The organism is Paraburkholderia sp. UYCP14C (genome assembly GCF_004197395.1).
GTDB lineage: Bacteria > Pseudomonadota > Gammaproteobacteria > Burkholderiales > Burkholderiaceae > Paraburkholderia.
On sequence record NZ_SELS01000048.1, the window covers coordinates 1 to 23206 of the forward strand.

Sequence of the window (23206 nt, forward strand, 5' to 3'; positions counted from 1 at the left end):
ATTGACCATGATCGAAAGGTCGCCTAACCTATGCCGCACCCGCCGTCCCAACCTTCAACTGTCATTGGGACATTGCCGTCATGAAGGAACAAGCTACGAATTTGCCTGTAAAGAGTGAGGCAGCGAGCACTCAGGCTTCGGCCCCGCTATAGGTATGACACCGTGTCGAGGCCCTGCTCCGGGAGGTGGATCGTCACTTCGAGGAGGTCGACTGCGGGCTTGGGGTTCTTCCGATCACATTGCAGCTGAATTACCGGGAATGGACGAAAGGGACATCGAGGTGATGCTCGCCAATGGCGGTCTTACGATCAAGGGTGAGAAGCGGGAGGAGAAGAAAAGAAGAAGGACTTTTATCTTCACGAACGACGCTTTGGAACATTCGAACGCTACTTCCGGCTACCGGATGGCGTCGATCGCGAAAAGATCGAAGCAGATTTCAAAAAAGGAATTCTGACAGTCTCGCTGCCCATGACGCCGGAATCACGATACGCCGAGCAGAAATTCCTATCAGAGCGGCTTGATTTCGGTGATTGTTGGTGAAAGTAAAAGGTACATTTTCAGGAGCACAATCATGTACAGGTTTATCCGCACTTCCACGGTCAAGAACGCGGCGCTATTGCCGTCCGCACTGGCTTTCGCATCCCAGGTTACCGCCCACCTCAACAAGTCTTATTCCCTTCAAATGCATTTCGGCGTCGAGCAATTTGGTAGCCTGAAGGTTCATTGGCACTTTGATTCGGACAGTCTTGACAAGATGCAGCAAATCAACGAAAAACTGATGGAAGACCAGGACTATCGGTCGTTGCTCGAAAAGTACAAGGACGTCTGGGAGGACGGCGCCATGCGTGACACGGTCGTTCGACTGGCCTGACGGAAGCACCTCGGAGAAGACTGGGGACATTCCTTCACGCTCGTCGAACCACTTCAGTTTGCAAGAGCGCCAGGCTTCTGCGCATTCAAGCGGTCCCGGCAGCGGCACGTTACGGGAGCGCGCGCTCGCTGGCCGCGCCAGGCGTACCTGCCTGGGCATTAAAGGAGCATGCGTTGGCTCGCACTCGATGCGTGTCTGAGGCTGTCCTTCTGCCCCGGCATCTGGCCCGGCCGCGCGAGGCGCGCACCGATCAGGCCTGCATCCGTGTCGCGGAGACTGATCAATCGGTGGTCCGATCCTGAAACGTGGCGTCCTTTCCGTCTTGTGCGTCTCCTGCGCGGACCGCATACCAACGCGGTGCTTCACCTGAATCTGTTTGAGCAGGACGGCGATGTCGCGCAGTCAATCACCGGGCACCGCACCCTGTAATTGCGGCCTTAGCCGAGCAGATCGTGCGCGGGCACGTAAGGCTCGCCGAGCGCGTGTGCCACGGCCTCATAGGTGACTCGGCCCTCGCATATGTTCAGGCCGGCGCGCAGGTGCGCGTCGTCGGCCATGGCACGCTTCCAGCCCTTCTCCGCAAGCGTGATCGCATGGCCAAGGGTGGCGTTCGTCAACGCGAAGGTCGACGTTCGCGGCACTGCGCCGGGCATGTTAGCCACGCAGTAGTGCACCACACCGTCGACGACGTAGGTGGGCTGCGCGTGCGTTGTGGCGCGCGAGGTCTCGAAGCATCCGCCCTGATCGATCGCGACGTCCACTACGACGGCGCCATTTTTCATTGCGGCGATCATCTCGCGCGTGACGAGTCGTGGGGCGGCTGCGCCCGGTATCAGGACAGCGCCGATCACGGCGTCGGCGCTCAGCACCGTTTTCTCGATCGCGTGCGCGCTCGAACTGAGCGTCGTGATGCGGTTGCCGAAAATCAGATCGAGCTGCCGCAGCCGTTCCACGTTGGTATCGAGAATCGTCACGCGCGCGCCTATGCCGACCGCCATCTGCAAGGCGTGCGTGCCGACCACGCCCGCGCCGAGGATCGCGACATGACCGGGCGCGACTCCGGGCACGCCGGCGAGCAACAACCCCATGCCGCCATGTGGTTTCTCCAGACTGGCGGCGGCCACCTGAATCGACATGCGGCCGGCCACTTCGCTCATCGGCGCGAGGAGCGGCAGCCCGCCGGCCGGACCGGTAATCGTTTCATAAGCGATGCAGACCGCGCCGGATGCGATCAGCGCCATGGCCTGGTCGCGATCGGGCGCCAGATGCAGGTACGCGTAGAGTATCTGGCCCGGCCGCAGCATGGCGCGCTCCGCGGCCTGCGGCTCCTTGACCTTGATGATCATGCCCGCGCGCGACCAGACTTCGCTCGCGTCGCCGCAGACGGTGGCGCCCGCGGCCATGTACGCCTCGTCGGACAGACCCACGGCCGCGCCGGCCTGCTTCTGGATCAGCACCTGGTGTCCGCGGCGTGCGAGTTCCCGGGCGCTCGCTGGGGTGAGGCCCACACGGTATTCCTGGTTCTTGATTTCCCTTGGGACGCCGATCTGCATGCCGCTTCTCCGTCGAATACGTCTGCGCCTCGCCTCGAGGCGCCGATCACGAACGCTTGAGCGTCAGTTCTCCGACGACGAGCCGCACGCCAGGCGCCGCGCCAATGCGGGCGCGGCCACGGAAATCAGGCTAGCGCCAGGTCTATTGCTGGGGATTGATCCAGGTCAATGGCGTCGGCGCGGAGGCGATCGCGGCGCTCGGTCGTGCGCACGACGGCCCGGCACTGGCGGGTGCGAACGCGTCGGCTCCCACGGCGATGAACATTCGTCGAGATCTCGTCGCCGTCAGGCGTTCAGGTATCCGCAGCCGCACAGAAAGAGGCTGAGCAGCGTGTCCACGACACCAGCGCCGATGAGGAGGCACCGCGACTCGAGCAAGTGCTTACCGGCTGCAGAGATCCACTGCGGCATGAAGATTGTCACGACCGCGCGAACGATCGTCAGCCACCCGAGTAGCGTGATGACGATGCGCCATTCGTGCAGCAAGAGGTTATGGACGAGAACCAGCGCGATGCCACCCAGTAACCCGAAGAATCTCTTTTTGCGGGATTGCTTCACTATGAGCTTTCGTGTGACGAAGGCGCTCCAATTGCACGCGTTATGGAGAGGTGGCGGATCCGACCTGCTGATCGCGACAGGAACAGGCCATTGACGTGTGTCAATCTTGATCGGTGAACCGTGGACCATGCTCTTGGTAAGCACCGCCGCACTCGGCATGTTCCGCTTTCTCGCCTGGCGACGAGCTTGTTCAGCATGCAACCGCTCGACAGGGGTACGGACCGTGACCTGTATGTGGCCACGCGGGCACAGGGCTCCAGAACGGGCTCGTATCCGTGTTTCCGGTAAATCGACAAGGGGAGCAAGAAAATGCGCTGGCTAGTCATTCTGGATGGGAAGCATTGGGGTGATCTCTCCCCAGTTGTCTTCCACGAGCATCACCGCAACAAGGATTGGTGCATGCTGCTTTGCGACGCTGTTGATGCAAGCGGCACGATGACGGAGATCACCCGCGGAGACATCGAGATCTGCGTGCCGTCAGTTTCCGTCGTAGCTGCCGTCCATATTCAGGATCCTCGACAAACGTTGGGATTTATTGACCCGGAGATGGTTGAAGGAGAGGCACCGGAATAATCGCGCGAGGGCGCAGAGCAAGCGGGAGATGGCGATAACCGCAATCGCGCCGTCGGTCGACGAGCTGCACGATGCATTCGGCGATCTCCCGCGCATCGCCGCCGCCGGGGGCAGATCGCCCGCAGAAATGTCCACGCCACGGGTGGATGCCGAGTTCGACGAAGCGGAGGCAGGCGATTGCTTCTGGCGGTTCGGAGCGCTGCAGGACCTTCCTGGCGCGAACAGCACGAGTGGCTGGAGATGCGAATGATCCGGATGACTATCAATGGAAAATCCGTCGAGGTCGGTGACGGGTCCACCCTCCTCGATGCAGCCACGAAAGCCGGAGTGCATATTCCCACGCTTTGCTACTATCCGCGTCTGCCGTCCCACGCGGTATGCCGCATTTGTCTCGTGGAAGTAGAGGGGAAAGAGCGTCCGCAACCCGCCTGCGCGACCGTGGCCAACGAGGGCGATGTCGTCGTGACGGATTCAGCCGATCTGCGGGCGTTTCGCAACGTGGACGCACAGTGGCTCCTTGCGCGCCACCCGAACGACTGCATGCGATGCGAGGTAAGCGGTTCCTGTAGTTTTCAAAGCTTTGTCAACGAGTATCAGCTGGAAGACGGGTGGCAGAAGATCCCACGAGGGGCAGCGGAACATCCGCTGCATACGCTTACCGACCATACCTCGCCGAGCATCTGGCGCGACCTTTCGAAGTGCATCGAATGCGGCTTGTGTGTAGAGGCTTGTGGCGAACCGGGGCAGCAACAATACGTAATCGGATTCGCCGAGCGTGGATCGGGCCGCTTGCCCGTTACGGTTTTTGACCGGCCCCTAGCCGACACACAGTGCATTTCCTGCGGTCAATGTACGCTCGTGTGCCCCGCTGGCGCTCTGGTCGAGACGCCGCACTGGCACAACGTTCTCCATACGCTCGACTCGCGCAGGCGGGTATCAGTCGTTCAGGTTGCACCCGCAACGCGCGTGGCAATCAGTGAAGAATTCGGGATGCAACCGGGCACGGTAAGCACCGGACGGATGATCAACGCACTCCGGCAACTAGGGTTTGACTATGTGTTCGACACAAACTTCGCGGCCGATCTGACGATCATTGAAGAAGGGGCAGAGCTTCTTTCACGTCTGCGGAATGAAGGGGTATTGCCGCTCTTTACATCATGCTGCCCTGGGTGGGTGAACTGGATCGAAATCAACCGGCCGGATCTGTTGCCCTATTTATGCACGGCGAAATCGCCGCAGCAAATGCACGGTGCTCTCTCCAAGCGCGGCCCCTTCGCACGCGGGCTCGGCCGAGACTTCGCGCAAGGCGACGCTGAACCGTACGTCGTCAGCGTGATGCCCTGCACTGCCAAGAAGGATGAGGCTGCCCGGCCGGGACTTGCCGGCGATGTCGACCATGTTCTTACTACCCGTGAACTGGCCCGGATGATCAAGGCGCGAGGCATTGCCTTCAACGCGCTGCCGGAAGTTGCAGCGTTCGACAATCCGCTTGGCGAGAGTAGTGGCGCCGCACAGATTTTCGCCGCATCGGGCGGTGTGATGGAGGCGATCGCGCGTGCGGTGACTCACCTGACCGGCCAGAGCATGCCTGCGTTGGACTGGCATCAGCTTCGCGGCGTGGGCGAGGGCGTGAAAACGGCAGAAATCTCAGGTGTAGGCAAGGTCGCCGTTTGTAACGGCATCGGGGCAGCGCAGCGAATGCTGCAGACGGAAACCTGGCGCGCTGAATACATTGCTATCGAGGTCATGGCGTGTGTGGGGGGATGTCTGGGAGGAGGTGGAGAACCCAAGTCCATGGATCCGCTGATCCTCGAAAAACGCATGCACGCGATCTATGAGATGGATAAGCTCGCGCCGCTACGTTGCTCGCATCAAAATGAGGATGTCGCACGTCTTTACACAACTGAACTGGGACGACCTAACTCGGCAAGCGCACACGCTCTACTCCACACGAGCTATGCCGCCCGAAATTCCAAACGACTGCTTCTGATGCAATTTCTCGACTGCGTCGACAGACGGGACGCCGCCGGTGCCACTAGCCTTTTGCATCCCGGAATAGTGTGGGAAACGGATTCTCCTATCGGTCGGATTCAGGGGATTTCGGATGTCAGGAAGTTGATCGATAGCCGTCTGCCGCCCCGCAAATATGGATCCGGATACGTCAGGCATCGGATGGAGTCGGCCGCGGATGCAGACGAATTGACCGCCGTGACGCCTACGGGCGAACGATGCTTGTTTCGCATCGATGTTGAAACTGTCGTCGAAGGCAGAAGATTTAGAACTCTGATTACAAAACTGGTGAGGGAACTCATTTAGGCGCACAGTACTTCGGTCAGCGTCGTGACTGTAAGAAGGAGTGGCAAGGCGATATGAACCTGATCCTGAGCTCACAGGCTTTCCGCGACGGCGGTGAGATTCCAGCCCGCTATACCTGCAAGGGCGCGGACGTGTCGCCGCCGCTGGCGTGGTCCGGCGTGCCCTCCCTTGCCAGAAGTCTGGCGCTGCTAGTCGAAGACCCGGACGCGCCCGATCCTGCCGCACCGCGCATGACATGGGTCCACTGGCTGCTCTACAACATTCCGCCGACGACCGGGAGTCTGGAAGAGGGAATCGCCGCGAACCAGCTACCGGCGGGCACGCTCGAGGGCACTAACGATTTCCGGAAGACTGGCTACGGCGGCCCGTGTCCGCCGATTGGCCGTCACCGCTACTTCTTCAAGCTGTATGCGCTCGACACGCTGTTGCCCGACCTTCACCTTCCTGCCAAAGGAGCATTGGAAAAAGCGATGAAAGGTCATGTGGTGGCCCATGCGGAACTGGTCGGAACGTTCCGAAAGTAAGGCCTCAATCCGGATCAGCCTGACGTCGTCGAACGCCCCTGGTTCCAAGCCCGTGATGTCGAGGTAAGAGTGAGGTCCGATTGTCTTGACGGCAAGCAGGTACCGCTATCGATAGCACTCGGGAAGATCGCAAGGTGGTAGTTCGTTTCATACCGCGAGGTCGCCCTCTGAATGGAGCGTCTGTCATGAGCAAGTATCTGCGTTTTTTTCTTGCAGTCTCGCTTCTGTTGTTCGCAATGGCCTGTTCGACTCAGCAGAATTCTAACTCGGGGACGGGTGATCCAGAATTGGAGGCGCAAGCGCGCGCGGCGCTCCAGCAACTGCTCGAGACGGCCCCCACGGCCCGGGACCTTCATGATCGGGCGAAGGCGGTTCTCGTGTTCCCGGACATCCTCCGGGCGGGCTTTGGGGTTGGCGCGCAAGGCGGAAGAGGCGTGCTGTTCGGCCCGGACGGTAAAGTCCTCGGTTACTTCAGAGCCACCGCGGTTTCGTGGGGCCTGCAGGTTGGCGCTCAGACGCTCTCGGAGGCGTTGTTCCTGATGACCGATGCAGCCGCGCGGCAACCCTTCGATAGCAGTGGATGGGCCGTTGGCGTAGGCCCCACTGTCGTAGTCGCGGACGCGGGCGCAGCCAGGACGATGAACACCACAACGCTTCAGGCCGACGTCTACGCATTTATCTTCGGCCAGCAGGGGTTGATGGCCGGGCTCGGCCTGCAGGGTCAACGAATTACGCGGCTTAATCTCTGACGTGAGCGAGAGCTCCGTCGAACCGGGGCTTCTCTTTCTGGATTAGCGACCGGCGCGCGCTCCACGAATTGCTCAGCGGCAATGTGGCCGGGTACGGCGGTGCTTGCGATGCGGTGACGGTTGACCCAGATCAAGCCGGCTGTCGCATCGAGGTCGATGATGTAACCGCGCAACTTCTCTGTTTCAGCTCGTTATCTCCAGCCTTTACGGGGACCGGCGCCGTTCCACTCCCCATGCTTTGCGTATCCGTTGCCGAAGCACATGACGATCTTATCGGAGAATCACCGTGTACCAGAACATCCTCGTTGCGCTCGACGGCAGCAGTTCGTCGAAGCGTGCACTGAAAGACGCTGTGGGTCTCGCTGCCCTGACGAAGGCTGTCGTGCATGCGCTCTATATCGTGGACAAGACACCGCTCTTCTCCTACGCCGGCTATTACGATCCGATCGCCTATATCGATGCTGTGCGCAAGGACGGACGCTCAGTGCTGCAGGAGGCGGAGCGGGCTTGCGCTGGAGCCGGCGTGGAATGTCGCGCCGAACTGGACGAAACGAACAACCTGTCTGACGACGTGGCCAGCGCCGTGCTGCGCCACGCGGATCAGGCCCATGCCGATCTGCTCGTGTTGGGCACGCATGGACGCCGTGGGGTACGGCGTCTGCTGATCGGCAGCGTGGCCGAGCAGGTTGTGCGCTTCTCGCGGTGTCCGGTGTTGCTGCTTCGCGAAGAGGGCAAGCACGAAGCCGTCGCCGCATAGTTTGCCGGAGGCAGGGGGCGCACCGGCGGAGGATGGAATCCCGGCGCCCAGCGCATCAAGGGCCATACGCCGGACGACCTTCCGGACTCGTCAACCCGCTGTGCGTTCGGCGAGCAGCATCTGGCAAAGCGCCGCCGCAAAGCGCTGCAGCGACACGACCGAGCCCGCCACGCTTTGATACCGTTCGCGTCCGATCTGTGCATCGAGCATCACGAGCATGCCGGCGCCACGCGCGATGGACAGAAGCCGATCGACGTCGACGTCGGCGAAGTTTTTCTCCGGTTGCATGGGCCGCTCGGCCGGGATCCCGCGAACTGGATCGCCATGGTTGGCGCAATGCGGTGCGGTGGTGGCGGATGACATGATCGTTCTCCTTGTAGAGCGCGCCGCGTCGATGGTCCGCGGCAGGTGGCGCGGTGGCCGTCCTCAAACCTGAGCCAATCCGTGCGCGTCGACGATGCGGATGGTCTTGCCGTTCGCGTTCACCAGGTGTTCACGCTGGAACTTCGAGAACATCCGGCTCACGGTTTCGAGCTTCATGCCCAGAAAGCAGCCGATCTCTTCGCGCGTCATGCGCAGATGAAACTCCGCCGCGGAAAAGCCGCGCGCCTTGAAGCGCTTTGACAGGTTCAGCAGAAACGTCGCGACGCGCTGTTCGGCGCTCATCGTGCCGAGCAGCATCATCTGGCTCGATTCGCGCACGATTTCGCTGCTCATCATCTGATAGATGTGGTGCTGCATCGGCTTCATCTCGCGGCAGATCGCCTCGAGCTGCGCGAACGGAATGATGCACACGACGCTATCCTCGAGCGCGATCGCATCGCAGTTCTGCTTGCCGGCACAGACGCCGTCGAGGCCCAACGCTTCGCCGGCGATCTGGAAGCCGGTGACGTGTTCGCGACCGTCGCGATGCATGACCATGGTCTTGAACGACCCGGCGCGAATCGCGTAGATGCTCTGAAAGGTGTCGCCGGTGCGATATAGCACTTCGCCGCGTTTGACCGAGCGCGTGGAGAAGATCACCGAGTCGAGTCTCGCGAGCTGCTCTGGCGTCAGTTCGGGCGGCATGCAGACCGCACGCATCGAGCACGTGGAGCAGCGCGATCTCCGATGTGCCGCCGGGACATCGGCCTGGATCGCGTGAATCGGCGTCACGGTTGCGGGACGGGGCGCGCGGAATGCGGGTTCGCAGGCTTCTGCAATTAGCATGATCGACTCCGTTTGGCTACGCGCAATAACTGGGCAGCACGATGCTGACGATGGACGGTCACGCCAGCGATAACGCCGGAAGGCGCCCGGATTCGCCGGCCTCGTCGAGGAGCAAGATCTTCGATTTGGAGGCTGACGTGGTGGTGTCCATGTCAACCAGTATTGGCGGTCGTAACTCGAAAAAAAATCGGCCGAGCTTTAAGTGGGGCCAGGAGTTTGGGTAGCGGCTGTAGGAATATTCCTGGCGCACGACGGGGCGAGCGGGCGGCTGGTCGGCTTCGTCGGCGAACAGCTTGTGGCGGATTGCATCGCGGACGAGCCCGTTCTCGACGAACTCGCGATTGGAGAGCCGCCGGTGCGTTAGCGCTTCAACGGCGTGCGCGCGGTAGTCGATGATCTAGAGTCGTCGAATGACCTGTGCGTGGCGTCCGACCGACAAACGCCCGACGCGTCGGCCGCCCCTCGAGCGCGCCTCGCGTCTTCGTGCGGCGCACGCTGGCGTGGCCGCGTTGGCGGCGGGCTGTCGCCATCGTCGGCGGTCCTCGAGATGGCGGACTGGCTCCTGCATATCGCGATTGCGCGGGGCGTTCGTTGATTCACACGCCGCGCGTGCTGCTGCTCGACGAAATCAAGGCGCTGAAGACAAACCCCAAACGGTCGTCTGGCGACTGAACGGGGCTTTCGCTCGTTTCTTGATTTCCATCAGTGGCCGCAACCGCAGCGCGCCTATTCTGAACAAGTGCGGACCAAAGTCACCCTGTGCAACCAGCGCCTGAAGGAGCGAGCCATGACGCCCAACAAGATTCTCGTGGTCTTCTATTCCCGCTCGGGGACAACTCGCAAAGTTGCGTCCGTGCTTGCCAGGATGCTCGGGGCGGACGTCGAGGAGATCGTTGACCGTGGTGCTCGCGGCGGCCCATTTGGCTACGTGCGCTCGCTCGTCGAGGCCATGCACGCGAGACCGTCGCAGATCGCCCCGCCAAAGCACGATGCCTCCGACTACGATCTCGTCGTGATCGGATCGCCGGTATGGTCCGGCACCGTGTCGTCGCCGGTGCGCGCCTACCTGTATGCGAACTTCGAGAGGTTGAATCGGGTGGCGTTTTTCTGCTGCTTCGCGCGGCGCGGCGGCGAATCCGCGCTGAAGGAAATGAACGCACTCTGTGGGGCCGCGCCGCTCGCCGAATGCTGCGTGACGGCGCGCGAAGCCCGGCACGGAGACGCGAGCCGTGTTTTGTCTGATTTCGTCGAACGGATCGAACGCAAGCTCGCGGAAATTCAGCAGCTCGGCGCGAATCAAAGAGAATTGACTTGAATCAATCCGGAACCAATCTGCCAGACGATCATGAAATCTCCATTGACCTGAAGGAGGACTGATGATGAGCGAGCCGACCAGCAAAGTACCCGTCAAGAAATCGGCAGAGAGCACCGAGCGCTCGTGGCCGTTGCAAAGCTGGCATCCAATGGAGAGCCTGCGCCGGGAGATCGACCGCCTGTTCGACGATTTCGACGGCGGCTTCAAGATGCTGCCGATGCGCCACTCCGTTTTCGACATCGAGCCGTTCTGGCGCCGCGAGCGGGCCTTGACGTCCATGCCGGCGGTAGACGTCGCTGAGACCGACAAGGCCTATGAGATCACGGCCGAACTGCCTGGCCTCGAAGAGAAGGACATCGAGGTGAAACTGGCCAACGGCGGCCTGACGATCAAGGGTGCGAAGAACGAAGAAAAGGAAGAAAAGAAAAAGGACTATTACCTGCACGAGCGCCGTTACGGCTCATTCGAGCGTTACTTCGACATGCCGCAGGGCGTCGACAAGGACAAGATCGAAGCGATTTTCAAGAAAGGCGTCTTGACCGTGACACTGCCGAAGACGGCGGAAGCGCAAAAGGCGGAAAAGAAGATTCCGGTCAAGGCGGGTTGAGCGGACAGGGAAGGGATGGAATCGGATCGCGGCGACCGCCGCGATCCGATTCGTTGGTTCTTTCGGTTATGACATATGAAGCGCAACAGCAGGGGGTTCGCATGAACGATCGCACGAGGCCCTTCAAACCAGGAGAGCACTTCGACGTGTATCCCGGGCTCGAGCAGGATCCATACGCGGCGCGTGGCAAACTTCCGGAGCCGGCGGTTTGCAAAAACTGCGGCGCCGTCCATCAGGGCGGGCATTGGCGTTGGCAAGCGCCTCCGAAAGAAGCCGAGCAGGTTCTCTGCACGGCATGTCGCCGCATCGCGGATGGACTGCCGGCCGGCTATGTCCATATCGATGGCGAGTTCGCGACTGCGCACCACGACGAGGTCATGCAGATCGTGCGTGGGCACGAAGCGCGCGCGAAGGCCGAGCATCCGATGCAGCGGATCATGTCCGTGGACGAGGACGGCACAACGACGGTTATCACGACCACCGATGTTCACCTCGCTCGCGATATCGGTACGACGCTGAAAGCAGACTTCCAGGGCAAGCTCGAACTGAAATACGGCCCTGGCGAATCGCTCGTGCGCGTCCATTGGCGACGTTAGCGAGGCGGACAAGGCACTGTGCACGTCACACGCGCTGCCAGATGGAACTCGCGCAGCGGCCGCAGCGGCATATCGAGCGCCGTCAGCGCTGAAGCAGCGAGCTGATCGAGCCGCCGCTGTGCAGCCGCTCGATCGCTTGCGCGAACAGCACGCTGCAATCCACGACGGCGAGCTTCTGCCTGAGCGCGCCGTCCGGTATACGGAAGGCCGGCACGCTGTTCGTGACGACGATGCCCGTCAACGCCTCATTGCCGAGCGTTTCGGACGCGGCACCCACGAACAGGCCGTGCGTCGCCGCCGCATACACGGCCTTGGCGCCGAGCGCGCGGCAATCGCGTGCGGTCGCGGACAATGTTCCACCGGTGCTGATCAGGTCGTCGACGATGACCGCGCAACGATCCCGGACGTCGCCCACAATCGGCTCGTGCGTGACGACCCCCAGCGCGCGCAGCTTGCCCGCGAACGCGGCCGGGACAGTGCGGCCGAGCGCACGGGAGAGCCGCTCGCGGAAATCGTCCGCGCGCCTGACACCGCCCGCGTCGGGGGACACTACGACGACGTCTTCATCGGCGAGCAGCGGCGCGAACCAGGACACGAACAAGCCGTTCGCCTCAAGATGCTCCGTGTTGCAGCGGAACGCGTTCTGATAGGCGGCGAGGTTGTGCACGTCGAGCGTGACAACGCGCCCGGCCCCGACCGATTCGAACAGGCCCGCGACGTAGCGGGTGGTGACCGGGTCGCGCGGTTGCGACTTCTTGTCTTTGCGCGCATAGCAGAGGTAGGGTACGACCGCCGTGACGTAGGAGGCCCCTGCGTCTTTCAGTGCGCCGATAAAAAAGAGCAGCCTGCAGAGCTTGTCGTTGACGCTTTGCTGCGCGTCGCCGTACAGAGACTGGACGACATAGACGTCGCGCCCACGCACGCTGACGAGCGGCCGGGATTTGTGCTCGCCGTCCTCGAAGCTGCGTTCCTCGTGCTCAGACAGGGCGAGGCCGAGATGGCGCGCCACGCTTTCGCCGAAGGCGCGGCTCGCGTCCAACGCGAAAATCACAGGATGGGTCGCAATCATGATGGCGGGGTTCTCCTTTCGACGCGATCGGCACCCACGGGGTCGCCACGCATATTCAGTGTGTGTGGGTCCCGCTATTCGCGATTGATACAGATCAAGGCATGTCCGGGACGCGCCACGCAACGAACGATGGCGGTCGAGTCGCGGAGCGCCAAGGGCAGCCGCAGCGGGCGGATCGATAGCTGAGCGCGTGTCTCGTGCGTTTGATGAGGATCAATATCGACGCTGCGCGCGTCCATATGCTCGGTAAGGGATCCATGGCCCATACGAGCCGTCGGACCCGGGTTGATCCTTGCCGAGGAGAACCGATGCGCGTCGACGACAGCGCACAGCCCAGCATTTTGAGGGGTGGTTCTCACGCACTCGGATGGATTGCAACTGCCGTGATGGGCATGGCGGCGCTTTGGACGTTCATTTCGCATTAGCGATGAGATGCCGGGGCGCAATTAGGAGGTTGTATGCAAACCATGGATGTCGCCATCGAAGTCGACTACGTGCAGCTCGAAGGTACGCTGAGTGTCCCGCACGATGCGAGCGCGATTATCGTCTTCGTGCACGGAAGCGGGAGCAGCCGCTTCAGCCCTCGCAACCGTCAGACAGCGAAAGCCTTGCAGAAAGCAGGCATGGCGACGTTGCTGTTCGACCTGCTGACGCGCGGCGAACAGGAACACGATAACGTTACGGCCGAATATCGCTTCAATATTCCGCTGCTGACGCGCAGGCTGGTTGGAACACTTGGGTGGCTGCGCGGGCAGTCCCTCGTCGACGCGCTCCCAATAGGTCTGTTCGGCGCAAGCACAGGGGCCGCGGCTGCGTTGGCCGCATCGGCGGAAATACCCAAAGTGCTTGCGATCGTGTCGCGCGGAGGGCGGCCGGATCTGGCGCGCGAAGCGTTGCCATCCGTGGTCGCCCCGACCTTGCTGATAGTCGGCGAACTCGATGAAGAGGTGATTCGCCTGAACCGCAAAGCTGCGGAGCAGATGGCATGCGAGCACGAGATCGTGATCGTCCAGGGGGCGACGCACCTTTTCGAAGAACCGGGCAAGCTGGAGCTCGTAGAGCGTCTTGCCGTCCAATGGTTTGCGTCGAAGCTGGCAGATGGCCGGACGCATTGAAGGTAGTCAATAAAAGATGGCTCGGGTCGGTTTTCGCAAGCGCAACATCAAACGGGTGCGAAGTCCGGTCAGTTCCGTGCCACCCGAGCAGAAGGTCGCCCGGCTGCGCGTACCTGACGCATGGCCCGATCGGACACGCCGTGTGGAGGCGATCGAAACGCATCTGTCCTGGGTTTTCCTCACTGCGCGCCATGCGTGGAAGATGAAGAAGCCTGGTTGCTACGACGGCGTGGATTTGCGCAGTGTCGCTGCACGAAAAAGAAGCTGCCATACGGAACTTCGGTTGAACCGCCGTTTGTCGCCATCGGTGTATCTGGGTGTGGTTCCGCTGACGCTCGGTGCCGATGGCGTGATGCGCGTCGGTGCCTCGGGGAAAGTTGTCGACTGGCTAATCAAGATGCGTCGATTGCCTGCCGGGCTGATGCTTGACCGCGTGCTCACGCGAGGTGCGGTGGGGCAACCCGATATCGCAAGGATCGTTCGCAGGCTCGGCACGTTCTACCGTTCTTTGCCTCCCGGCAAGTTGAGTGCGTCCGAATATCGCACGCATTTTCTGACGGAAATCGCAAGCAACCAGTCGGTGCTGGTCCGCATCATGAGCCGACGGGCCGCTGCGGTGCGACAACTGTGCGAAGCGCAGCGCGCGGCGGTAGCCGGTTGCGCGGCCCGGCTCGAACAGCGCGTCGCGCACGGCTGGGTCAGGCAATGTCATGGCGATCTGCGTCCCGAACACATTTGCCTGACGAGACCGGTAGCGATCATTGATTGTCTGGAGTTTTCAGAGCGTTTGAGGACAATCGACACCCTCGATGAAGCGGGATTTCTCGCGCTCGAATGCGAGCGTCTCGGCGCGCCCGGGACCGCCAGGGCGATTCTCGATGCCTATAGCGCGTCGATGCAGGACCCCGTCGATCCGTGCCTGCTGCATTTTTATCAAAGTTTCCGCGCGAGTGTGCGGGCAAGACTGGCTGCGGCTCATCTCCTCGACCGCAAGATCGGACGTGTCAGGCACTGGCGCCGACGTACGCTCGACTATCTGGAGATCGCGCAGGCTCATGCGCGACAGTGCACGGCAGCGCTGCAAATGGGTTCGTAGGCGCGTTGCCCGCTGTCCTTTCAGAGCTCCTACTGTATGCCGAACCACTTGTCATGGATCCGTTGGTCAGTACCGTCTTCGCGAGAATCGGGCCGGTATGGCGACATCGCTCGCGGCTGGAACGCTATGCACATCTGCCTCGGTATGCCACGCTGGACCTCTCGGATCAACGACCATACACGCACGTTTTGAGGTTACTCGCCATGGCAAACCGACAAGCCGATCTGGAACGCGCCGACGTCGACGTCGAACAGCGCGCACTGAAGGGCGATTACAACGGCGAAGTCGCCGAACTCTCGGACATTTATACGAGCCGCGCCGCAAGCGTTCGGAGGGCAAGGTGACACTGCCGAGCCGCAAGCAGGTATTCGGCAGCCGTGATGGGGGCGGCCGTATTCTGGAGGACCGCCTCGCGCTGGCGCATGAAATGCTCGACGGTGCTCCGTTGCCAGGCACCGTCATGCGCGATGGCCAGCGGTGTGTGCTACCGTCGATCGACGAAATTCGCGCTCACGCCGTGCGAGAGGTTGTGTCGCTGCCGGCTTGCCTGCGCATGTTGAAGCCGAGCCCATCCGCAACTGATCGGGACGTTCAGCAGGTAGGGCCCCGATCCGGATGCGCGTGACGTCGTCGAACGCACGCTCGAATGCAGCTACGAGCGCCTGCATGCCTGCGCGAGATAGGTGACGACGCCATCGAGCGTCACGAGCCGCGCGTAGTCGGACTCGGGAATTTCCACCTTCAGTTTCTCGTGCAATTGCGTGAGGAAGTGCAGCCAGTCGATGGAATCGAGATCGACCTGATGACGAAGCGGCCGATCGGTGCGCAGCGTCGCTTCCTCGATCTCGGGCGCGATGGATTTGAGCGTGGCCAGCACGACCGCGCGAAGTTCGGCTTCGTTCATTGATCCAGCTCCTCGGGATGCTGCAAGGTCTCGCCCAGTTCGACCAGGAAGCGCGCGCCGCGATGGCCGTCGGTGACGCGATGATCGGCCGAGAGGCTCGCGGTGACGGTAGGCATGACCTTCAGGCCGCCGTGCTCGGCCCATGGCCGCTCCGCGACGCGGCCAAATCCGACCAGCGCGACCTGCGGCGGATAGATGATGCCGAGAACTTCGCTGCTGCCCTGGTCGCCGAGGCTAGTCACCGTGATGGTGGGCTCGGACAGCTCGGAGCTTCGCAATGAGCCCGCGCGGCATCGGCTCGTGAGGTCGCTCAGCTCGCGCATCAACTGGGCGAGCGGTTTCGTGTCGGCGTCGAGCAGGGCAGGGGCGACGAGGCCGCCATGACGCAGCGAGATCGCAATGCCAACGTGGATGCGAGGCGCGGCGTGGAAGCCACCGTCGCGATAGAAGCCGTTGAGATCCGGAAAGCGCCGCAACGTGAGGGCCACCGCCTTGATCAGCGGCACGGCGGCCAACAGCCGCTCCTCGATCGAGCGCTTTGCGTTTTCCGCGATGAGCCACGCCAGCATGCGGCCGAGCGGGATCGTCTCGGATACATAGTAGTGCGGGATTTCCCGCTTCGAGCGTTCCATCGCGGCGGCGATGGTGCGACGCATCGCGGCAAGCCGGTCGCCCCCTGCGCCCTCCGGCGCGGCGCCGCCGGCAATGGCGGAGCTTCGCTCGACGTCTTCGAGCATGACGGCCCCATCGGGGCCTGTGGGAATCACGGTATCGAGGTCGATGTGCAGTTGCTGCGCCCGCTTGCGCGCAGCGGGCGATATCTTGCGGCGCGTTGCAGGCGCACCAACGTTCGCACCCAGAGGCACGCCGACTGGCGCACCGGCAGAGATGGTCTGAGAGACCGGGCCGCCCGCTTCGTGCGACGGTTTGCGCGCGGGGCGCGTGGCAGGGGGCGCTTCCCCAGGCTCCAGCAGGGTGGCGATGGTCGTGCCCACCGGCACCTTTTCACCAGCCTCGAGCATCAGCTCGTCGATGGTGCCTTCCTGCCAGCTCTCGATGTCGACGGCTGCCTTGCTCGTGTCGACGATCGCCACGACCTGGCCTTTCTTCACCACATCGCCCGGCTTGACCTTCCATTCGAGGAGTGTGCCCTCGTCCATGTCCGCACCCATCGAAGGCAGCTTGAACTCGATCATGTGTCATGCTCCGGGTGCGCCACTAGCATCACGTCAGCAGCCTGCGCGCGGCGTCGGCGATTGTCGTTGCCTGGGGGAGCGCGGCTTCTTCCATATGGCGCGCGTACGGGATTGGCACGTCCTCGGCGCACACGCGCGCAATGGGGGCGTCAAGCTCGTAAAACGCCTGCTCGACGATGCGCGTTGCAATCTCCGAAGCCACGCTCGCGCTACGCCAGCACTCGTCGACAATCACCGCGCGCCGGCATTTCGCGACCGAGGCCATGATGGTTGCATCGTCGAGCGGCCGCAGCACGCGCAGGTCTACCACCTCGGCGCTCACGCCGCCGCTGGCCAGCAGGTCCGCCGCCTCGAGCGCCTTGTGCAGGCATCCGCCATAGGCGAAGATCGCCACGTCGCTGCCCGTGCGCCGCACTTTCGCGGAGCGGATGTCGACGCCGGTCGTGTCGGGCAGTTCGTCCTCCATGTTGTAGAGGCCCGCATGCTCGAAGATCAGCACCGGATCAGGATCCGCGAGCGCCGCAGCAAGCATGTAGCGCGCATCTTCTATGGTGGCGGGCGCAAGCGCCTTGATCCCCGGGATGCCTGCGTACCAGCCCTCGAAGCTATGCGAATGCTGCCCCGCGACCTGGCGCCCGGCGCCGCTTGCCATGCGCACGACGAGCGGCACCGAGAACTGACCGCCCGACATATGGTGATAGAGCGCGGCCGTATTGACGATCTGGTCGAGCGCCAGCAGGCTGAAATTCACGGTCATGATTTCGACGATGGGACGCATGCCGCCAAGCGCGGCACCAATGCCCGCGCCCGTGAATCCGAGTTCGGAGAGCGGCGTATCGCGAATGCGCTCGGGGCCGAACGCGTCGAGCAGTCCGGCGGAAACGGCATAACTGCCGCCATAGCGGCCCACGTCCTCGCCCATGAGAAAGACCCGCGCGTCCCGGCTGAGCGCTTCGCGCAATGCCTCGCGCAATGCCTCGCGGTAGCTGAGCCGGCGCGTCACGATTCTTCTCCCGGTTGCGTATAAACGTACTTCGTCAAGGCTTCGACCGGCTCCCAGGCGCCAGCCTCTGCAAATGCGACCGCCTGCGCAACTTCGGCTTCGACCTCGGCGTCGAGCGCCAGGAATTCTGCTTCGCTGAGCCTGCCCTCGGCCTTGAGCCGCTCCGTGAACGTGTGGATTGGTCCGCGCGTTTTCCATTGCTCGACTTCCGCCTTGTCGCGATACAGTTCCGCGTCGTACATCGAATGCGCGCGGAAGCGGTAAGTCTGCAATTCGAGGAACAGGGGTTGCCGCTTGCTGCGTACATACGCTGCGGCTTGGGCCGTCGCGTCGTGCACGGCCACGATGTCCATGCCGTCCGCACGCCGCGTCTCGATGCGGTATGAGGCGGCTTTCATGCAGAGATCAGTTTGCGACTGGCTGCGCTCGAGCGCCGTGCCCATCGCATACAGGTTGTTCTCACAGCAGAACAACACCGGCAGTTGCCAAAGCGCCGCAAGGTTCATCGACTCGTGGAATACGCCCTCGGCCACCGCGCCGTCGCCGAAAAAGCACGCGGTGATACGTTCGGCATGCTGCATCGTGTCGGCGAGCGCAAGTCCCACTGCGAGAGGCAGACCGCCGCCCACTATGGCATTCCCGCCAAACAGGCGCGTCTTGCGGTCGAACAGGTGCATTGATCCGCCCCGGCCATGCGCGCAGCCTTCGAGCTTGCCGTACATCTCCGCCATCAGCACGCCCATGTCCATGCCGCGCAACAATGCATGCGCATGCTCGCGGTACGTGGCGACGATATTGTCGTCGGCGTCCAGCGCATGAATCGCACCGACTCCGGTCGCCTCCTCGCCGATATACAGGTGCAGAAAGCCGCGAATCTTGCCCGCGCCGTAGAGCTCCGCGCACTTCTCTTCGAGCCGGCGCACACGCAGCATGTCGCGCAAGAGGGCGCGAGCGAGCGTTTCGTCGTACGGGACCGGTCCGCAGGGAGGCGCCGGAGCGGGGTGATCGACTGTCGTCATGATCCGGACTCCAGCGTTGAGGTATCGCCTTCGGCGAGGCCGAGTTCACGCGCTTTCAGCAGCCGGCGCATGATCTTGCCGCTACGCGTATGGGGCAGTTGCGCGACGAACGCGAGCTCCTTCGGCGCGACAGCCGCGCCGAGACGCTTGCGGGCGTGGCCGAGCAACTCCATGCGCAACGCTTCGTCCGCCTTATAGCCCTGATTCAGCGCGACGAACGCCTTGACGGTCTCGCCCACCACTGGATCCGGCTTGCCGATGACACCGGCTTCCGCCACGGCGGGATGCTCCATCAGCGCGCTTTCGACCTCAAAAGGGCCGATCAGGTGGCCGGCCGACTTGATCACGTCATCGGCGCGGCCGACGAACCAGTAGTAGCCGTCGGCGTCGCGCCGTGCGAGGTCGCCGGTCAAATACCAGTCGCCCGCGAAACTCTTCAGGTATCGCGTTTCGTTGTTCAGGTAGCCGCGAAACATGGCCGGCCAGCCGCGCTTGAGAGCAAGCTCGCCCTGGGTGTCCGGCGTCTCGACAACCCGGAAGCCCCCGTCTTCAAGGTGCTCGACGATCGCGGCGTCGACGCCCGGCAGCGGGCGGCCCATCGAGCCCGGCTTGATGTCGAATGCCGGCGTGTTCGCGATCATGATGCCGCCGGTTTCGGTCTGCCACCAGTTGTCGTGAATCGGCAGCCCCAACACTTCCTTGCCCCAGCAGACAGCCTCGGGGTTCAGCGGCTCGCCGACGCTTGCAACGAAACGCAACTGCGGGAACGCGTACTTCCTCGCGATCGGCGCGCCGGCCCTCATCAACATGCGGATCGCGGTAGGCGCGGTGTACCAGACCGAAACGCGCTCGTCCTGCAGGATGCCGTACCAGCGCTCGGCGTCGAACTCTTCACGGTCGACCACAGAAGTGACGCCATGCAGCAATGGCGCAATGACACCGTACGACGTGCCGGTCACCCAGCCCGGGTCCGCAGTGCACCAGTAGACGTCGTCGGGGTGCAGATCGAGGGCGTAGCGGCCGGTCACCCAGTGTGTGAGCGCGGCGCCGTGCACGTGCAGCGCGCCCTTCGGTATGCCCGTGGTGCCGCTTGTGAAATGCATCAGCGCGAGGTCGTCGGCTGATGTTGGCTCGCAGGCGCAAGTATCGGACGCCTGCGCCATCAGCGTGGCCAGGTCGCGCGTGCCGGGAACGGCTGTCTGGCCTCCGTCTTCCGCCACCAGCAGTACATGTTCCAGGCTGGGCATCTGGTCGAGGCAATGCGCGAGCTTGCGCTCGAAGAGCAGATCTGTCGTCACGAGCACCGTACCCGCGCCAAGGTTCACGCGAGTTGCAATGGGCTCAGGCCCAAAGGCGGAGAAGAGCGGCGAGACGACAGTGCCGTTCTTGAGCGCGCCAAGCAGCGCGACATAAAGTTCGGGAATGCGTCCGCTGAGGATGAAAAGTCGGTCGCCTTTGCGCACGCCGATCTTGCGCAGGACGTTGCAAAACCGGTTCGCGAGCGCCGCAAGTTCGGCATAGCTGATATTCGTGGCGGGGGCGTTGCGGGCAAGAAAGCGTAATGCGGTTTTTGTGCGAAGTGGCCCGTCGCAATGGCGATCCACTGCCAGCCAGGCGATATTGATGCCGCCTCCCGGCTGCGCGGGCATTTCATGGGCCGCCGTTTCCCACGAGAAGCGGCGGCGCTCGCCCTCGTAGTCGGCAAAATTCGGTGTGATCCGCAGGTCGGCAGCGCTCTTGCGGATGATCGGTTGTAGGTTCATCTCTGCGGTTTCCATCCTGAAGCGGCTCCAGGGAACGCGCTGCAGTCCATTTCGCGCCGGCACAGTCGAGGCGCCGTGGATTCAATTCTTTGTTCCGATCTGCCGGGCACTCTTGATGTGCATCAAATTACCGCGACTACGTTCAAGCGGAGAATGCGTGATTGCGGTGCCGGACCAGTCACTCGCGCAGCAAGTGATCGAAGTGGGCAATTGTTGCGGTCGTGACGTCGACAAGTTTGCATTAACGGACCTGACGCCTCTCGCGGCACAGGAAGTCGACGCTCCGATCGTCTTGGAGTGCTTCGCGCACCTCGAATTCGGGGTGGTCGATACGTGGCTCGTGCCGCGCTACGAGCTGGTTGTGCTGGAGGTCGTGCGCACAAGGGGCCGGCGCGCCAAGCTTAAACCGAGGATGCTGCATCACCGCGGATACGGTGTCTTTGTGGTCGATGGAGAGGGGTTACGCTTCAAATCGGGAACGAACCGACGCGAGATGCTGGTTCGATAGCAGCAGTTCTTCAGTCTACGCATGCAGGTCCATGACCGGCTCTATCCGTCCCACGGCAAAGAAGGCGGAAACAACGCCTGCTGCCGTCGCTGGCCGGGTATAACTGCCGTCGGTTATGACAGAACTCGACGCAACACCTTTCCTAACGCATCAACCGGCAGCGTGTCGAGAAATTCGATCGCGTGAGGAACCTTATAAGGCGCAAGGTTCGCGCGGCAGTGATCAAGTATCACATTTGCATTCAGTTCCGGCGTGGCACGCACAACGAACAGTTTGACGGCCTGCCCAACCTTTGGATGCGCGCTGCCGATCGCAACCGCTTCCTTGACGCCTGGACACGACCGCGCGACATCCTCAACTTCCGAGGGGAACACCTTGAATCCCGAGACAATGATGAGATCCTTCTTGCGATCGACGATGCGCAGCGCGCCGTCGGACATCAGGTAGCCGACGTCGCCTGTGCGTAGCCAACCGTCGGCGGTCAGTGCAGCAGCGGACTCGCCTGGTTGGTTCCAGTAGCCGTGCATGACCTGCGGGCCCCGCACCCAGAATTCGCCTGGCTGTCCGTCGGGCAGTGGCATGCCATCGTCGGAGCGGACGCTAATTTCGGTCGATGCAAGCGGATAGCCTACAGTACCGGTAAATGTCGTTTCCCCTGTGCGATTTGCCGATACCACGGGCGACGCTTCGGTCAACCCGTAGCCTTCGATGATCGGTACGCCGGTCGCCAAAAGCCACCGCTCCGCCACTTCCCGCTCGATCGGGGCACCGCCCCCGATTACCAGGCAATCTGGACGCCAGTGGGTCGTGGCGAACCCGGGTGCACGCAAAAGCGCATTGAAGAGCGTGTTGACGCCTACCAGTGCGCTCGGGCGTGTGCGCTTGAGCAGGGATACCAGCGGCCCGATTCGGCGTGGATCAGTCACCAGCACGTTGCGTCCGCCGATCGCAAAGAACGTCAGGAAGCTCGCAGTCAGCGCAAACACATGGTAGAGCGGTAACGGAGTGACGACGGTCTGCGCGCTGGCGCAATAGCTCGGACCTAACCAGGCCCGAATCTGTGCGATGTTTGCGCTGAGATTGCGATGGGTGAGGACAACAGCTTTCGGCTTTCCGGTCGTGCCACCCGTATATTGGAGTAAGGCGATGTCGTCCAGCTGCACATGTCGCCTTGCGTCGCTGCTGGGCGCGAGCCCAAGCGCGCTTCGAAAGGAGCGTGTCGCCAAACGGCTGCGCGGGACCGCATCGTGTCGCCTGCGCCGCGCGAAATCGATCGCCAGACGCTTGAACCACGGCAATGCGTCACTTAGGCTGACCGCGATGATCGTATCGATGCGTGTCGCTCCAACGATCTCGTCGAGCTTGCTGGCAAGGCCCTCAAGGACCACGATGGCAATCGCGCTGGACGAAACGAGCTGGACCTGGAGTTCGCGAGACGTAAACAGCGGATTCACATTGACTACCACCAGACCAGCGTGCATCGCACCGTTAAAGGCGATGACGTATGGCAGCCCATTGGGCAACATCAGCGCAATGCGCTGGCCGGCCGGCAGTGCGAGTGTTTCGCATAGAAACGTCGCGAATCGCGCCGACAGCTCCGCAAATTTTGCGTAACTGACTGTATGACCGAATGACGTGAATGCCGGCCGGCCGCCATAGCGCGCGCATACTGCGTCGAACATCTCTGGCAACGTCAGCAGCGCTGACTCGTCTATCGCTCCAGGTGTCACGGGCACATGGCGCAGCCTGTCGGACATCACGGCGGGGTCATCAGCTAAGGTCAACTTGATCACGAGGAGTCCTGCCAAGGCTCACTGAGCACGGTGGCCAAACGTTCGGCGTTGCGGCGAGGCGCTCTTCATGGGGCGCCCGGTGCGAAATGTCGCCGCGCGCCGCGCGAATCCG

At 62.4% G+C, this 23206-nt stretch carries 26 protein-coding genes and 1 pseudogene; 16 read left to right on the forward strand and 11 right to left on the reverse strand.

What is annotated here, in order from left to right; all coding sequences use genetic code 11:
* Positions 1 to 259 precede the first annotated feature (259 nt).
* From EVC45_RS47730 to EVC45_RS32020, 3 genes and pseudogenes are all read left to right on the forward strand, one after another.
* On the forward strand, positions 260 to 454 hold the full coding sequence (locus EVC45_RS47730; protein ID WP_306770808.1) for a hypothetical protein: 195 nt from the start codon (positions 260 to 262) through the stop codon (positions 452 to 454).
* Positions 388 to 540, forward strand: a pseudogene (locus EVC45_RS47735) (Hsp20 family protein); the annotation flags it as partial. The gene EVC45_RS47730 and the pseudogene EVC45_RS47735, both read left to right, overlap by 67 nt.
* A gap of 31 nt (positions 541 to 571) precedes the next feature.
* Positions 572 to 871 (forward strand): hypothetical protein, encoded by a 300-nt coding sequence (locus EVC45_RS32020; protein ID WP_129962176.1) that lies wholly within the window; start codon positions 572 to 574, stop codon positions 869 to 871.
* 437 nt (positions 872 to 1308) lie between these two features.
* Here EVC45_RS32020 and ald read toward each other — a convergent pair whose 3' ends face one another.
* Together ald and EVC45_RS32030 are read right to left on the reverse strand one after the other, a co-directional pair.
* Positions 1309 to 2424, reverse strand: a complete 1116-nt coding sequence (ald, locus tag EVC45_RS32025; protein ID WP_129962177.1) for an alanine dehydrogenase — start codon at positions 2422 to 2424, stop codon at positions 1309 to 1311.
* Positions 2425 to 2709: 285 nt separating this feature from the next.
* Positions 2710 to 2982 carry a hypothetical protein gene (locus EVC45_RS32030; protein WP_129962178.1) on the reverse strand — a complete coding sequence of 91 codons (273 nt, stop codon included), beginning with the start codon at positions 2980 to 2982 and terminating at the stop codon, positions 2710 to 2712.
* 309 nt (positions 2983 to 3291) lie between these two features.
* Here EVC45_RS32030 and EVC45_RS32035 point away from each other — a divergent pair, with 309 nt between their 5' ends.
* The 5 genes from EVC45_RS32035 to EVC45_RS32055 all read left to right on the forward strand — a co-directional run bounded on the left by EVC45_RS32035 (position 3292) and on the right by EVC45_RS32055 (position 7901).
* On the forward strand, positions 3292 to 3555 hold the full coding sequence (locus tag EVC45_RS32035) for a hypothetical protein (RefSeq protein ID WP_129962179.1): 264 nt from the start codon (positions 3292 to 3294) through the stop codon (positions 3553 to 3555).
* A 246-nt stretch (positions 3556 to 3801) separates the two neighbouring features.
* Positions 3802 to 5871 carry a [FeFe] hydrogenase, group A gene (locus EVC45_RS32040; protein ID WP_129962180.1) on the forward strand — a complete coding sequence of 690 codons (2070 nt, stop codon included), beginning with the start codon at positions 3802 to 3804 and terminating at the stop codon, positions 5869 to 5871.
* Between the two features lie 53 nt (positions 5872 to 5924).
* Positions 5925 to 6395, forward strand: a complete 471-nt coding sequence (locus EVC45_RS32045) for a YbhB/YbcL family Raf kinase inhibitor-like protein (RefSeq protein ID WP_129962181.1) — start codon at positions 5925 to 5927, stop codon at positions 6393 to 6395.
* 185 nt (positions 6396 to 6580) lie between these two features.
* A complete protein-coding gene (locus EVC45_RS32050) occupies positions 6581 to 7144 on the forward strand; it encodes a YSC84-related protein (RefSeq protein ID WP_129962182.1) in 564 nt (187 codons plus the stop codon).
* A 286-nt stretch (positions 7145 to 7430) separates the two neighbouring features.
* Positions 7431 to 7901: a universal stress protein gene (locus tag EVC45_RS32055; RefSeq protein WP_129962183.1), complete on the forward strand. Its 471-nt coding sequence runs from the start codon at positions 7431 to 7433 to the stop codon at positions 7899 to 7901.
* A 90-nt stretch (positions 7902 to 7991) separates the two neighbouring features.
* Here the strand turns inward: EVC45_RS32055 and EVC45_RS32060 are convergent, their stop codons facing one another.
* Positions 7992 to 8189, reverse strand: coding sequence for a hypothetical protein (locus tag EVC45_RS32060; protein WP_306770812.1), 198 nt, complete (start codon positions 8187 to 8189; stop codon positions 7992 to 7994).
* A 138-nt stretch (positions 8190 to 8327) separates the two neighbouring features.
* On the reverse strand, positions 8328 to 9110 hold the full coding sequence (locus tag EVC45_RS32065; protein ID WP_129962185.1) for a helix-turn-helix domain-containing protein: 783 nt from the start codon (positions 9108 to 9110) through the stop codon (positions 8328 to 8330).
* A 421-nt stretch (positions 9111 to 9531) separates the two neighbouring features.
* Here EVC45_RS32065 and EVC45_RS48010 point away from each other — a divergent pair, with 421 nt between their 5' ends.
* The 4 genes from EVC45_RS48010 to EVC45_RS32085 all read left to right on the forward strand — a co-directional run bounded on the left by EVC45_RS48010 (position 9532) and on the right by EVC45_RS32085 (position 11628).
* Positions 9532 to 9705: a poly-beta-hydroxybutyrate polymerase N-terminal domain-containing protein gene (locus EVC45_RS48010; RefSeq protein WP_168991576.1), complete on the forward strand. Its 174-nt coding sequence runs from the start codon at positions 9532 to 9534 to the stop codon at positions 9703 to 9705.
* A gap of 192 nt (positions 9706 to 9897) precedes the next feature.
* Entirely contained in the window at positions 9898 to 10425 is a 528-nt protein-coding gene (locus EVC45_RS32075; RefSeq protein ID WP_129962187.1) for a flavodoxin, read from the forward strand.
* A 64-nt stretch (positions 10426 to 10489) separates the two neighbouring features.
* On the forward strand, positions 10490 to 11032 hold the full coding sequence (locus EVC45_RS32080) for an Hsp20/alpha crystallin family protein (protein ID WP_129962232.1): 543 nt from the start codon (positions 10490 to 10492) through the stop codon (positions 11030 to 11032).
* Positions 11033 to 11133: 101 nt separating this feature from the next.
* Positions 11134 to 11628, forward strand: a complete 495-nt coding sequence (locus EVC45_RS32085; RefSeq protein WP_129962188.1) for a BCAM0308 family protein — start codon at positions 11134 to 11136, stop codon at positions 11626 to 11628.
* A gap of 82 nt (positions 11629 to 11710) precedes the next feature.
* Here EVC45_RS32085 and EVC45_RS32090 read toward each other — a convergent pair whose 3' ends face one another.
* Complete coding sequence (locus tag EVC45_RS32090) at positions 11711 to 12697, reverse strand: ribose-phosphate pyrophosphokinase (protein ID WP_129962189.1); 987 nt, start codon at positions 12695 to 12697, stop codon at positions 11711 to 11713.
* A gap of 458 nt (positions 12698 to 13155) precedes the next feature.
* Here EVC45_RS32090 and EVC45_RS32095 point away from each other — a divergent pair, with 458 nt between their 5' ends.
* From EVC45_RS32095 to EVC45_RS45825, 3 genes are all read left to right on the forward strand, one after another.
* On the forward strand, positions 13156 to 13812 hold the full coding sequence (locus EVC45_RS32095) for a dienelactone hydrolase family protein (RefSeq protein ID WP_129962190.1): 657 nt from the start codon (positions 13156 to 13158) through the stop codon (positions 13810 to 13812).
* 283 nt (positions 13813 to 14095) lie between these two features.
* Positions 14096 to 14908, forward strand: coding sequence for a hypothetical protein (locus tag EVC45_RS32100; RefSeq protein WP_211193508.1), 813 nt, complete (start codon positions 14096 to 14098; stop codon positions 14906 to 14908).
* A gap of 203 nt (positions 14909 to 15111) precedes the next feature.
* Positions 15112 to 15252, forward strand: a complete 141-nt coding sequence (locus EVC45_RS45825) for a hypothetical protein (protein ID WP_168991577.1) — start codon at positions 15112 to 15114, stop codon at positions 15250 to 15252.
* 308 nt (positions 15253 to 15560) lie between these two features.
* Here EVC45_RS45825 and EVC45_RS32105 read toward each other — a convergent pair whose 3' ends face one another.
* The 5 genes from EVC45_RS32105 to acsA are packed head-to-tail and all read right to left on the reverse strand — an operon-like array spanning position 15561 to position 20793.
* Entirely contained in the window at positions 15561 to 15812 is a 252-nt protein-coding gene (locus EVC45_RS32105; protein WP_129962191.1) for an acyl carrier protein, read from the reverse strand.
* Positions 15809 to 17008, reverse strand: a complete 1200-nt coding sequence (locus EVC45_RS32110; protein ID WP_129962192.1) for a dihydrolipoamide acetyltransferase family protein — start codon at positions 17006 to 17008, stop codon at positions 15809 to 15811. Before EVC45_RS32110 ends, EVC45_RS32105 begins: the two co-directional genes overlap by 4 nt.
* Before the next feature lie 28 nt (positions 17009 to 17036).
* Positions 17037 to 18011, reverse strand: coding sequence for an alpha-ketoacid dehydrogenase subunit beta (locus EVC45_RS32115; RefSeq protein ID WP_129962193.1), 975 nt, complete (start codon positions 18009 to 18011; stop codon positions 17037 to 17039).
* Complete coding sequence (gene pdhA / locus EVC45_RS32120; protein ID WP_129962194.1) at positions 18008 to 19030, reverse strand: pyruvate dehydrogenase (acetyl-transferring) E1 component subunit alpha; 1023 nt, start codon at positions 19028 to 19030, stop codon at positions 18008 to 18010. Before pdhA ends, EVC45_RS32115 begins: the two co-directional genes overlap by 4 nt.
* Complete coding sequence (acsA, locus tag EVC45_RS32125; RefSeq protein WP_129962195.1) at positions 19027 to 20793, reverse strand: acetate--CoA ligase; 1767 nt, start codon at positions 20791 to 20793, stop codon at positions 19027 to 19029. The genes pdhA and acsA overlap by 4 nt, the downstream gene beginning before the upstream one ends.
* A gap of 115 nt (positions 20794 to 20908) precedes the next feature.
* On the opposite strand from acsA, the gene EVC45_RS32130 reads away from it, so the two are divergent.
* Positions 20909 to 21301 (forward strand): flavin reductase family protein, encoded by a 393-nt coding sequence (locus EVC45_RS32130; RefSeq protein ID WP_306770809.1) that lies wholly within the window; start codon positions 20909 to 20911, stop codon positions 21299 to 21301.
* 113 nt (positions 21302 to 21414) lie between these two features.
* Here the strand turns inward: EVC45_RS32130 and EVC45_RS32135 are convergent, their stop codons facing one another.
* Entirely contained in the window at positions 21415 to 23094 is a 1680-nt protein-coding gene (locus EVC45_RS32135) for an AMP-binding protein (protein WP_248295335.1), read from the reverse strand.
* Positions 23095 to 23206: the final 112 nt, after the last annotated feature.